The sequence below is a fragment of the Bradyrhizobium genomosp. III genome, assembly GCF_000261705.1.
Classification (GTDB): Bacteria; Pseudomonadota; Alphaproteobacteria; order Rhizobiales; family Xanthobacteraceae; genus Bradyrhizobium; species Bradyrhizobium ottawaense.
Map to the genome: position 1 here is coordinate 1 of NZ_AJQF01000006.1, position 11439 is coordinate 11439.

Annotated in this window: 12 protein-coding genes; 3 read left to right on the forward strand and 9 right to left on the reverse strand. The window is 63.1% G+C overall.

The features are described 5' to 3' along the window. The 7 genes from IC66_RS0100265 to IC66_RS0100295 form a co-directional block, all read right to left on the reverse strand. Window positions 1-315 (reverse strand): biotin/lipoyl-binding protein (locus tag IC66_RS0100265; RefSeq protein ID WP_038946252.1); only part of this gene is annotated, 315 nt, incomplete at its 3' end. 35 nt (window positions 316-350) lie between these two features. Further along, the gene (locus tag IC66_RS0100270; protein WP_038946253.1) at window positions 351-1526 is read right to left on the reverse strand and encodes a DUF3734 domain-containing protein; all 1176 of its coding nucleotides are present in this window, start codon (window positions 1524-1526) and stop codon (window positions 351-353) included. 32 nt (window positions 1527-1558) lie between these two features. Next, window positions 1559-2359 (reverse strand): acetoacetate decarboxylase, encoded by an 801-nt coding sequence (locus IC66_RS0100275; RefSeq protein WP_028145325.1) that lies wholly within the window; start codon window positions 2357-2359, stop codon window positions 1559-1561. 115 nt (window positions 2360-2474) lie between these two features. Beyond that, window positions 2475-3386, reverse strand: coding sequence for an MBL fold metallo-hydrolase (locus tag IC66_RS0100280; RefSeq protein ID WP_038946254.1), 912 nt, complete (start codon window positions 3384-3386; stop codon window positions 2475-2477). A gap of 92 nt (window positions 3387-3478) precedes the next feature. Next, window positions 3479-4696, reverse strand: coding sequence for an NAD(P)/FAD-dependent oxidoreductase (locus tag IC66_RS0100285; RefSeq protein WP_038946255.1), 1218 nt, complete (start codon window positions 4694-4696; stop codon window positions 3479-3481). Between the two features lie 528 nt (window positions 4697-5224). Then, window positions 5225-6175: a helix-turn-helix domain-containing protein gene (locus IC66_RS0100290; protein WP_028145322.1), complete on the reverse strand. Its 951-nt coding sequence runs from the start codon at window positions 6173-6175 to the stop codon at window positions 5225-5227. Between the two features lie 18 nt (window positions 6176-6193). After that, window positions 6194-7147, reverse strand: coding sequence for a helix-turn-helix transcriptional regulator (locus tag IC66_RS0100295; protein WP_028145321.1), 954 nt, complete (start codon window positions 7145-7147; stop codon window positions 6194-6196). A 442-nt stretch (window positions 7148-7589) separates the two neighbouring features. Here IC66_RS0100295 and IC66_RS0100300 point away from each other — a divergent pair, with 442 nt between their 5' ends. Further along, window positions 7590-8516, forward strand: a complete 927-nt coding sequence (locus IC66_RS0100300; protein WP_028145320.1) for a helix-turn-helix domain-containing protein — start codon at window positions 7590-7592, stop codon at window positions 8514-8516. Window positions 8517-8622: 106 nt separating this feature from the next. Beyond that, entirely contained in the window at window positions 8623-9552 is a 930-nt protein-coding gene (locus IC66_RS0100305) for a helix-turn-helix domain-containing protein (RefSeq protein WP_028145319.1), read from the forward strand. An 8-nt stretch (window positions 9553-9560) separates the two neighbouring features. Here IC66_RS0100305 and IC66_RS0100310 read toward each other — a convergent pair whose 3' ends face one another. Further along, window positions 9561-10484 carry a catalase gene (locus IC66_RS0100310; RefSeq protein ID WP_038946256.1) on the reverse strand — a complete coding sequence of 308 codons (924 nt, stop codon included), beginning with the start codon at window positions 10482-10484 and terminating at the stop codon, window positions 9561-9563. Between the two features lie 21 nt (window positions 10485-10505). After that, the gene (locus IC66_RS46010; protein ID WP_028145317.1) at window positions 10506-10928 is read right to left on the reverse strand and encodes a hypothetical protein; all 423 of its coding nucleotides are present in this window, start codon (window positions 10926-10928) and stop codon (window positions 10506-10508) included. Between the two features lie 390 nt (window positions 10929-11318). Here IC66_RS46010 and IC66_RS43055 point away from each other — a divergent pair. After that, on the forward strand, window positions 11319-11439 hold a 121-nt coding region (locus IC66_RS43055; protein ID WP_193375295.1), incomplete at its 3' end, for a tRNA-dihydrouridine synthase.

Below are 11439 nucleotides of genomic sequence, written 5' to 3' on the forward strand. Positions count from 1 at the left end.
GAGCGCCGCGCGAAAATCGCGATCGTCGATTTTCGCCAGCAACTGGCCGGCCGTCACCGGCTGGCTATCGCTTACCAGCACCTGCGCGATGTAGCCGGAGACCTTCGGCGCGATGATGGTCGAGTCGGCTTTGACATAGGCGTCGTCGGTGGTTTCCAGATAGCGGCCGGTGGTGAGGTAGCAGTGGCCGAAATCGGCTCCGGCTGCGACCCCGAGCGCCGCCGCCAGCGCCAGGGCGGCACGTTTGATCGCCTGCCGTGAGGGGCGAAGGCTGATTTTGGCTTTTTGTTCCTCGGTATAGGCAAGTGTGGACATGGCGTTCTCCCAAATCTGCTGGAGGGCGTTGAAGCTCAGTCGCGGCGATGGACGTCGTGGGTGACCATGCCGAGTTCGTGGGCCGGCCGGTCGAGGCGTTGCGGCTCGGCCAGCGTGCGGCGGATGTCATCCAGCCCGCTCTGCCAATGCGTGCGCATCGCACTCAACCCGAACTCGTAGTCCCTGGAATGTCCCTCGTAGATCTTGGACTGGTAGATCAGGTGGATGATGTTGTAGGAGCGATGACGGGCCAGATCGGCAATCGCCCGGATTTCCGGATCGTCCTTTGCGCTGGCCGGCAATTTCTCCATCGTCCGTTGCAGCGCCTGACGCATTTTCTGCATCCGCGTCATGTGATCGGTAATGGCGCGCGTCCGGCTGGAATATTGAATGTCTTTCTGCCGGCTCGACACTTCCATCATGTCGTGGGGAACGCGACCCATCGCCGACCAGAGATCGATCTGGAATGTCAGCGTGTCGCGCGGCTCGCCGGACAGCACGCGGGAGAGGGGTGTGTTGGAAACGACGCCACCGTCCCAGTAGTGCTCGCCGTCGATTTCAACGGCGGGGAATCCCGGAGGAAGTGCGCCGGAAGCCATGAAATGCTTCGCTCCCAGCCGGCGTTCGGCGGTGTCGAAATAAGTCAGGTTGCCGGTGCGGACATTGACCGCGCCGACGCTGACGCGCGTTTCACCCGAGTTCAGGCGGTCGAAGTCGACCAGTCGCTCCAGCGTCTGCTGCAACGGTGCGGTGTCGTAGAAGCTAGTCGCCGCATCGCCTGAGAACGGGGACCAGAGCGGCGACGGGAACCGCGGCTTGTAGAAGCCGGGCTGGCCTTGCACCAGCGCCCGCGTTGCCGCCAGCGCGTTGCGCACCGAGCTGATGTCGAACGCAAAGGGCAAGGCATTGGCGAGCCCTTCGCCGGCGGGCCACTCGATCGAGAAGGCGCAGATGGTCTCCCAGAATTCGCGCAGCCGCTGCACCCGTTCGCCTTCGGGCGAGCCGGCGATGACGGCGGCGTTGAGGGCGCCGATTGAGATGCCGGCCAGCCAGTTCGGCCGGATGCCAGCCTCGTGCAGACCCTCATAGACTCCGGCCTGGTAGGCCCCGAGCGCGCCGCCGCCTTGCAGCACGAGAGCTACGACATCGTAGGGCAGCGGTCTGGTTTGCTGCGTCGCCGGACTGATCTGCTCGCGTATCACGTTCAACATGGCCAATACTCCCTGCATTGCGGTTGACCCGATCACCCGGCATTCGCTTCGATCAGGATTTCGGACCCGCTCCCGCGTCGACGTGCGGCAGCGCCAGATGCCAGGTAGTCGTGGACCACCGTGCCTAGCCCAAGCGTCAGGTCGGCAACGATGTGCTTGGCCGACAGCACCTGGAGAACCGGCAACTCGGCGACGGGAGCCAAGGCATGCGAATACAGGTCCAGTGCCGCGGGTCCGGTCCATGCGCCCTTTACCGTGATGTCTTCGAGGTGGTAGCGGACCAGCTCGCAGATGCGCGGGGTGCCCTCGACATGCGGGATGATCTTGAGCAGGAAATTGGGTGCGGCGAGCTTGCCGGCTTCGATCGCGGTGTCGAGCGCGCGGTGTTTGTAGCCCATGGTGCCGGTCGCGATCCGCACCGAGCCATAGTTCAAGGTGCCGACCAGCGTGTCGATCTCGACCGCGAGCTTTGGTTGCGCCAGCTTCTTGGGAAAGCCCCACAATTCGCGTCCGCCGGCGATCGGCGGATGATCGTTGAGAAACATCTGATGGGTGAAGCTGCCGGTCTCACCCCGGTAGGACACCGGGATGACCTGACCGCTTTCGGTGTAGTCGCCGAAGCCGGTCGAGTCGGGCATGCGGATGAATTCGTAATTCACCACCGGCTCGGTAAGTTCGAGCGGCTCGGGCACGATCCGGCGCAGCGCCTCGGGATCGGTCTGATACTGGATGATGAAGTACTCGCGGTTGACGAAGCGGTAGGGGCCGGGTGGAAAAGCCGGGTTCGTCAGCGGCATGGCGAAGGCCTTCGTTCGCACGGTCTCATGTTTCATCGCGGTCGAGCTCCAGGTTGATCGATGTTGAGCGGGCCGCGCTCTGGCGCGGAAGACGCGGCCCGTATCGGATGAGCGCTTGCTGCGCGCTTGCCGGCACTAACCCGACAAGCGATCAGTAATCCCAGAAGGCCGGCACCCAACGAAACGCATCGCCCGCTGTGGCCACATGGCCGACGGACGGGAACGGCATGTGCGTGGCGACCAGCAGTCCGCCGGTCTCCGCCAGCTCTCGCAAAAGGCTGGTACGCGCACGGGCGGCTTCCTCGGGGTAGTGTTCGAAGCCGTTGTGCCAGTCGGGGTGTTCGAACCCGACCGCGAACACGAGGTCGCCGGCGAATGTCAGCCGGTCGCCGCCGGACGTCAGGCGAACGATGCTGTGCCCGGGGGTGTGACCGCCGGTGCGGTGGATGACCACGCCCGGCGCCACTTCGTGCTCATCCTCGAAGAGCCGAAGCTGGCTGCGGTATTCTTTCGTGAACCGTTTGGCCGTGGCGCGAAGCGCATCCGGGAAGCCGTCCGGCATCGAGACGTGGGAGAAATCGGGCGACTCCCAGAACTTGACCTCGGCGGCCGCGACGTGGATCTGCAGGTCCGGACGCAGTTGCTGCTTCACGCCGTCGACAAGCAGCCCGCCGACATGGTCCATGTGCATGTGGGTGAGCACTACGTCGGTCACGGAGGCGAGATCGATACCGGCGGCCTCCAGCCGATGGATCAATTGCCCGGCCCGGGGCAGCGGAAATTCCGCCCCCATGCCGGCGTCGATGAGGATGGTCCGGCCGCCGCTCCGCACCACGACCACGTTGAGTGCCCAATCGAAAGCGTCCGGTGGCAGAAAATTTTCTTTCAGCCAGGCCTCGCGGACGGCCGGCGCAGCGTTGTGGGCCAACATCGCGCCCGGCAGCGTCAGCACGCCGTCGCTGACCACCATCACGTCAATCTCGCCGATCCGCAGCGCGTAGCGCGACGGGACCAATTCATCGGGCACCTTGTTGCCGGTGTATGAGGGATCGTGCAGGTTCATGTTTCTCTCCTGTTAAGTGGCTGGGTGCTGGCAGGTCTTGTTTGGGCAGGCCGCGCAGCCAGCGCGGAGCGCGGCCTGCTTCACGTCGCGGGCTAGAAGAAGCCGCTTACATCGCCCACACGCTCCGGATCGGCCGAGGCGAGGGCGGCGGCGCGTTCGGCCTTCGGCGGATAGATCCAGACGGTGTTGATCTCCTGCTTGGTTTTCTTGGCGGTATCGCCGACCATCGTCACCTCGCGCTCCCAGCCGCGGGTGAACACCGCGTCGGCTTCGCCGAGGTCGAGGCAGGTAACGTATTTCTCCTGGTGGTAGCGTTTGGTCGGAACGCCGAGCAGTTCTGCGGCGGCGTTGTGGCCGGCAAAGGCGCCCATTCGCGTGGCGTGCTGGCACGACATCAGCGCGAAATTACCGTCATCGTCGCAGGCGGCGCGGGCGGCATCGCCGGTGGCAAAGACGCCGGGTACCGACGACACGCGCAAATCACGGTCGACCAGCAGCCGGCCGGAATTGTCGCGCTCGGCGGGGACTTGTGCGGTCAACGGAGCTGCGCGAATGCCGGCCGCCCAGATCACGGTCTCGGTCTCGATGTGTTCGCCTGAGGTCAGCGTAACGCCCGATTTATCGAGCGAGGCGACACCGACGCCGAGCCGGGTCTCCACGCCGCGCTTGTGCAGGGCGTCCTCAATGACGGGGCGGGGGCGTTCACCCATGGCGGGAGCGATAGCGCTGTTTCGGTCGACGATGATGACGCGCGGCTTGACGCCCTTGCCGAAAATAGCGCGAAGCCGCGTCGGCAACTCGGTTGCCGCCTCGATGCCGGTGAACCCGCCGCCGGCCACGACGACGGTGTCGCGCCCGTTCAATGCCGGCCGGTCAGCCAGGCCATGCAGATGCCGGTCGAGGGCAATCGCGTCGTCGAGCTGGTCGACGCTGAAACCATGTTCGGCAAGGCCCGGAATATCAGGACGCGCCAGCCGACTGCCGGTCGCCACCACCAGCCGGTCATAGGACAGGCTCTTCTTCACACCCTCGGCGGCGACGATTCCCACCACGCGCGACTGGGTGTCGATCGTCTCTGCGCTGCCTTGCACATAGACGACGTCGATGGCCTTGAGCACACCCAGCAGCGGCGCGGTCAAGGTCTCGGGCTTCGATTCGTAGAGCCGCGGGCGGACCACGAGCGTCGGCTCGGGCGAAACCAGCGCGATCTCGAGCTGTTCGGGCGAAACGCCCTGGATGTCGCGCAGGCGGGCGGCGGAAAGTGCGGCGTACATGCCGGCGAAGCCGGCGCCAATGATGACAAGTCGCATGTCGTTACTCCTCTGGTTTGACTTCTCGAACCTACGCGCGCGTCACCGTTGCCGCTCCCGCATCCGGGGATGGCTCGTAGCGATCGGTGACGACGCGAATACGTGAAACGAAAATTGTCGGGCGCTTACGGAGCGCTGCAGTCCGGCGCTAGTATCGTTGGACGTTCGCAGGAAGCCTGACAGCCGCGCGACGCCCGGGCGAGCTGAAGGGTGATCGGTTCGCTGGCCCTCAACGGCCAGCCGTCGCGCAAAACAGGGGCGCCATCTCTGGTTACGATCGACGTTGCGGGCAGTGTCGGAATTTCAACTTCCTCGCCCGTAGCTGAAGTGAAGCGCACGCTGAGTGACAGTCCGTACACCAGCGCGGTCGCAACGACCTTCCGTCGCGGTACGATTGCAAGGAGGGCGACACAGTGCTTCCAGGCCATTGTTCGTCTCCGTCCGTTGTCGATGTTCGATACCGCAAATCTACGGGATCGGAGTTGTGACCGCGCCAGCGCGATTGACGCGGTTGCAGAGAGATTGCTGTTACCGGATGCGCCGGCGCCAATCGCTCGGGGTATTACCCGTCAGCTTCTTGAACGCTGCCGTGAAAGCAGTTTGCGAAGCATAACCGAGCTCTGCGGCCACCAGCTCGATCGATGCGTCGGTATCGCGCAGCATGTTCATGGCCCGCTCGAGTCGCTGCTGGCGCAGCCAGGCGTGCGGTGAAAGCCCGGTGCTATCCTTGAAGGCGCGACAGAAGTGGAAGCGCGACAGGCCGGCATCCGATGCGAGCGCCGCCAGCGAAACGTCAGCATCGTTGCCCGAGCGCAGGCGTTCGATCGTTCGGCGGAGCGCATGGGGCGACAGCCCACCCACGGCCGGCTCGAACGTGACGGCTGTGCCGGTATGCGCAGCCAGCAGACGCGTGGCCAGCAGATCCGTCAGCTGCTGCCTGAACAGGGCATCAAGGGACGAATTGCCGTCGAGTACATCCGCCGCGCTCATCAGCAAGCTGGATGTGATGGCGTCGGGATGCCCCGTCCGTTCCAGCAGTTCGCCGGGAGCAGATGCGTCGGCTTCGCGGGCTACGCGTTCGAGCGTGGTGCGCGGAAGATAGAGCTGGATGACATCGACGGGGCCGGGAATATCCCATTTCGAGCTTGAACCCGCCGGAATGATCGTCACGACTCCGGGACGCGCCGTTCCAGTTGCCAGCGATTTCCCGCTGCGCCGCTCCAGACGCTGAACGCCCGTGGGGTAAGCCATGATGACATGGTCGGCCATGGGCTCGACCACGTCGTGCAACGCCCCGTGCTTCCAATGCGCGATGGCGCCGTTGGCAGGGTCTGAAGCCATCTGTACCGGCGCCGTCTTGAGCACACGCGCCATCTCGACTTCGGCAGCGCGCCGCTGGGCGGCCGGCCAACCGTCCTGGTGCGCACCGGCTGCGCCAAGCAGAGCCTCCAGGGGATCGTTCACGATCGGTTTCTTCATGAAACTATCCTTGCGTTGCTACCGCGCGCCTCGTCGCCAATCGGTCGGAGTTTCTCCGGTCAACCGCCTGAAGGCGGCCGCGAATGCCGTCTGCGAGGCATAGCCAAGCTCGGCCGCCACCGACACGATGGATGTGTCGGTGTCGCGCAGCATGTTCATGGCTTGCTCGAGGCGATATTGCCGCAGCCATGCGTGAGGAGAGAGCCCGGTACTTTCCTTGAAGGCGCGACAGAAGTGCGAGCGCGACAGGCCGGCATCCGAAGCGAGAGCTGCAAGCGAGACGTCGGCGTCGCTATCCGAACGCAAGCGTTCGATGGCGCGAAGCAGGACATTCGGCGAAAGCCCGCCGATGATCGGCTGGAACGCGGTGGGCGAAGCGGTGTGCGCGGCCAGCAGGCGCGTCGCGAGCAGGTCGATGAGCTGATGCCTGAACAGCGTATCGAGAGCGGAGTTGCCCTCCAGCCCGTCGGCCGCACTCAGGAGTAGTCGGGATGTAACGGGGTCGGGATGCCCGGTTCGCTCCCGGAGATCGACCACAGTGGTCGCGTCGGCTTCGCGGGCCACGCGCGCGAGCGTTGTGGTCGGGAGGTAGAGCTGAACGACATCCACGGGTTTCGGAATATCCCACCGCGAACTCGATCCTTCCGGAATGATGATCACGGCTCCGGGACGGAACGTTCCCTTCGAAAGCGATTTTCCCGAGCGCCGCTCCACGTGCTGCACCCTGCCATTGTAAGCCATGATGACGTGGTCGCTCATGGGCTCGACGACATCGTGCAACGGATCATGCTTCCAGTGCGCAATTGCGGCTCCAGAGGGGTCCAACGCCATGCGGATCGGTTCGGTGTGGAGGACGCGCGCCATCTCCGCGTCGGCGGAACGCTGTTCGGCGCTCGTCGATCGGCCCTGACGCTCGCCGGACGCGGCCGAAGGATTCTCATGCGCGGAATCGTGCGAGATCGGCTCGCTCATTGGGGTGCTCCCTTCGGAGGGGGACTTGCGCTGGCGTCGCCTGGGGCGACTTGCGGGCCGGTGTGAAGCCATTGCTTCCGTATGCCCGAATTGATCCGCGAGGCGCCGCGAACTCTCGCTGCGCGATCTAGGCGCGTGGTATTACGGGGTCTTTCCCAAAGCGGCCGCGATTTGTCTGATTCTGCTCAAAGCGCTCCGCGCCGCATTTCGTGATCGGCTGGAGTTCCGATTGACGCCAATGGCAAGGTTGCCATCGAACGCGATGGGTATTGAAATCACTTCGAAAAATTACTTTGTGACAATTAAGGCGGCCGACGATCACAATCACGGTCGACGTTCACCGCGACCTAGACCTCCGCACTCCGATACCGGATAATGCGTGCCGACATGACGGGTGGCGGTGAGACGAGCTGCCTGGTCAACTTCGGACGGGCCGGTCGAAATGGCACAGGCGAGCACCTTCGGACAGAGGGTCAGACAGCAGTTACACCTGACGGATACGCCGCCCTCGCTGATCACGCGTTCGCTGCGCGGCATCGAACTCGCGGCCACCGAAACCCGGAATGATAATCCCGTGCCAGGCCGTTCCGGTTCAGCGGCGGATGAGGCCTATTTCGTCAGTCTGAAGCTTCAGGATTATCCGGACTGCGAACTCTGGGATCATGGCAAGTGCGTCATGAAGACGGATGTCAAAGCCGGTACCACGTATCTGTACGATCTCCGGAGCGATCCGGGCTATATCATCGACAAGCCGTTTCATTCCCTGCACTTCTATCTTCCGCGTTCAGCGCTCGACGGCATCGCCAGAGAATCCCGTGTCCCGCGCGGTGACCTCGCCTGTCAGTTTGGCTTCGGCCATGACGACCAGGTCATGCGTCATATTGGGGCAGTGCTGTTGGAAGCACTGAGTCGGCCGGCAGAGGCCAACCAGCTTTTCATCGATCACATGATGCTGGCGTTCACCGCGCACATCGCGCAGGCCTATGGCGGGCTGCAAAGCACTGCCGGACCCGCTCGCGGGGGTCTTGCCCCGTGGCAGGTAAAGCGAGCCTGCGAACGGCTCGACTCAGACCTTGGTGGGAGGCTATCATTGCAATTGATCGCGGCCGAGTTCGGACTCTCGGTCAGTCATTTCTCGCGCGCGTTCCGAATCTCGACCGGCCTGCCGCCGCACCAATGGCTGCTGCGTCAGCGGGTGAACGCGGCCAAGCAGTTGATGACCGCACGAGACCTGTCGCTGTCCGAAATTGCGATCTCAGCCGGGTTCGCTAATCAAAGTCACTTTACGAAAGTGTTTTCGGTGCAGGTCGGCATCAGTCCGGCGGCATGGCGTCGCGAGGCCGCTGGCGGCTCCGAAGATGATATGTGATCACGGACAGCCCCAGACGGCTGTTTCGTACTCATCGCAATGGTCATGACCTTTGGTCGATCCCGATCAGGTGTTCCGTGCAACTCCACTCAAGGAGGCGGTGCATATGAAATCGTCAGGTTTCTACGGTCAGACCGTGAAGCGGTTCTTGCACCTGGAGCAAGAACCGGTTTCGTTGATCACGCGTTCGCTGCGCAACGCCGAGATCGCCGTCACTGAGACTCGTGTTGATGCGCCCGTGCCACGCCCCTCCGGCGAGATGGGTCTTCAGGATGCGTATGTTGTAAGCCTAAAGCTCAACGACTACCCGAACTGCGAGATTTGGGAGCATGGCAACGCCGTCAAGGCCGATATTCGTGCGGGCGCGACCTATCTGTACGACATGAAGAAGGATCCGCGTTTCATCATCAACAAACCGTTCCACTCGCTCCATTTTTATCTTCCGCGCTTTGCGCTCGACGGTATCGCTGAACAGTCCGGCGCACCGCGCGTGGGTGATCTGCCTTCTCAGCTCGGCGTCGGCCACGACGACCAAGTCATGCGTCATATTGGCGGGACGCTACTGCAAGCGTTGCGCCGGCCAACTGAGACCAACCAGCTCTTCATAGACTACATTATGCTCGCTTTTACCACACACGCTGCGCAGGCCTTTGGCGGGTTGCGATGGCGCGCTCGGGTGCCCCGGAGCGGTCTTGCTCCTTGGCAGGTACAGCGCGCCTGCGAAAGGCTCGACTCGGACCTCGGCGGGATGCTTCCATTGCAACTGATCGCTGCCGAGTTTGGCCTCTCGGTCAGTCATTTCTCGCGCGCGTTTCGAATTTCGACCGGCCTGCCGCCGCACCAATGGCTGCTTCGCCGGCGTGTCGAAGCGGCCAAGCAGTTGATGACCGCGCGAGATCTGTCGCTGTCCGAAATTGCGATTTCGGCTGGGTTCGCCAATCAAAGCCACCTTACAAAAGTGTTTTCGGCCCAGGTCGGCGCCAGTCCAGCGGCATGGCGCCGTGAAGTGCAGGGCACCGAGGATAGCGAAAGCTGATCATTCGATCACCGGCGTTGCGCCAGCGACGCCGCGTAGGCGGCGCGGCGTGCCGCGAAGATCTCATCGGGTGGATAACCGATGCCTTCAGCGAGGGCTGCCGGATCGAAGGCCAATGCGTCGCACACTTCGTTCGCTTCGATTGCGGTGATCACGATCGTGCCGAGGCGCACCGTCTCCCTTTGGTCCTCATCCGGCCATCGAGTCGTGACGTCCAGGATCGGGTCGCCGGGACGGCCGAGCACCGCCATCAGGCTGAACCGGATATCGCGTGCTGCGATCCTGCTTTGCAGATCATCGTGCAGGAAGGCTCCAGGCTTTGTTTCGGCTACGTCTTCGGTCGGCGCAGCCCGGTTGCCGACCGGGACGATCTTGAACTTGATGAACTGTGTCTCGTCACGCCCGTTTGTCGCCGGAAAGGAGTGGACGGCCCAGTAGGTGGTGTCGGCAAAACTTGCGGGAAGCGGATGGGCGGCCATGTAGCTTGCCTGATGCAGGGTCTCGGGATTGGCAGTGGAGAACGCCTCGAATTTATCCGGATCGGGCCGTCCGTCTGGGGTGGGAACGCGCACCTTCAGGTACGCCAGCATTTGTGCAAGTGTCCTCGCATAGTGAACGGGAGCGCTCTGTGTGAGGATGTCGGAACGATGGTCGACATCCCCAAGCCTGAAGCTGAAGCCGCGCAGCACGGGATTGTCCGTATCCGGCATGCGCGAATTGCCGTCTACCGCGAAGCGCGCCACCACGCGCGACGCGCCCGTGAAGCTCCGGGACTTCGTAATTTCTTCAGCCCGGTCCGACGGAATATAGGTGCCCCGGACGCAGCGGCCTTTGGCGAATCTGGCACGTGCCTTTGGAGAGGCGCCGGCCATCGCTTTCAGCGTGTCGACGATGGACGCGGGCGTGGCGCCACCGGTTGGGACCCGGATCATGACGATATCTCCGACATCCTGCTAAAGCGGCCAGGCACGGCAGCCTCGCGGGCGCTGAAAGACCAGCGGCTGCGTGGGCTTCGGTCTCCAGCCCATGCAGAAGATCGGAACGCCGTCCCGGGTCATGATCGAGGCCAGGGGATTTTGCGCGTGCGCCGGTTGCGGCGGAATCTTCGTTGCTTCATCTGCCGTGGAAGCGAAGCGTACCGTCGCTGACAGGGCGCACATGAAGGTGGCGGTGAGGACTTTCGGCCGTGATGCAAGGGTCGCAGATTGGTTGACGAGGTTTTTCCAGATCATCACGCGTCCCTTCGTGGTTGACGTCGACGCAGTGATGGTAGGGAAATGGCTCGCCGCTGCCCCAGAGCGATTGACCCAATTGTAGAGCGATTGCTGGCAGTTGCTGGCGGTCGGGAACCGCGCTGCGCGAGCGTTGCCGGTCATTCCTGGAGTTTGCCGAAATAGCCGCTGCTGGACGCGCGCTAGCTCAAATGGCTCTCGATGGATCCGAGCGAGAGTTCGGTTTCTTCAGTTGCCGATAGGGTGTCGAAATCCGATTCACTACTGATCGACACTGCTGTTTCGGCAGCCATTGCCCCACAATGACGGCAACGCGTCGCAGTGATGCCTCGCAGGCACATCGCGCTGGCGTGGATGGATTGGGAGTGAGGGCAATGTCCAACATCGCATATATTGCCGTGGTTACGGGCGGCTTGGCGATCACATGGGATCGGCAGCTATACTATTCTCGCGAAAATAGTATAACGGAAGGCAACGGCAAGAAAATGTGGTAATCTATTGAAATCACTAAATTATCGCTTTTCCGTAGCCCCCATGATGGATTGGAGCGACCGGCACTGCCGGGTGTTCCACCGCCACCTGACGCGGCGGGCGCTGCTCTACACGGAGATGGTGACGACGGGCGCCGTCATTCATGGCGACCGGGAGCGGCTGG

Excerpts from the sequence above, each read along its gene's own strand:
- IC66_RS0100280 (WP_038946254.1), bottom strand. The coding sequence starts at position 3,386 with ATGAACCTGCACGATCCCTCATACACCGGCAACAAGGTGCCCGATGAA.
- IC66_RS0100270 (WP_038946253.1), bottom strand. The coding sequence starts at position 1,526 with ATGTTGAACGTGATACGCGAGCAGATCAGTCCGGCGACGCAGCAAACC.
- IC66_RS0100290 (WP_028145322.1), bottom strand. The coding sequence starts at position 6,175 with ATGAAGAAACCGATCGTGAACGATCCCCTGGAGGCTCTGCTTGGCGCA.
- IC66_RS0100275 (WP_028145325.1), bottom strand. The coding sequence starts at position 2,359 with ATGAAACATGAGACCGTGCGAACGAAGGCCTTCGCCATGCCGCTGACG.
- IC66_RS46010 (WP_028145317.1), bottom strand. The coding sequence starts at position 10,928 with ATGACCGGCAACGCTCGCGCAGCGCGGTTCCCGACCGCCAGCAACTGC.
- IC66_RS0100295 (WP_028145321.1), bottom strand. The coding sequence starts at position 7,147 with ATGAGCGAGCCGATCTCGCACGATTCCGCGCATGAGAATCCTTCGGCC.
- IC66_RS0100305 (WP_028145319.1), top strand. The coding sequence starts at position 8,623 with ATGAAATCGTCAGGTTTCTACGGTCAGACCGTGAAGCGGTTCTTGCAC.
- IC66_RS0100285 (WP_038946255.1), bottom strand. The coding sequence starts at position 4,696 with ATGCGACTTGTCATCATTGGCGCCGGCTTCGCCGGCATGTACGCCGCA.
- IC66_RS0100310 (WP_038946256.1), bottom strand. The coding sequence starts at position 10,484 with ATGATCCGGGTCCCAACCGGTGGCGCCACGCCCGCGTCCATCGTCGAC.
- IC66_RS0100300 (WP_028145320.1), top strand. The coding sequence starts at position 7,590 with ATGGCACAGGCGAGCACCTTCGGACAGAGGGTCAGACAGCAGTTACAC.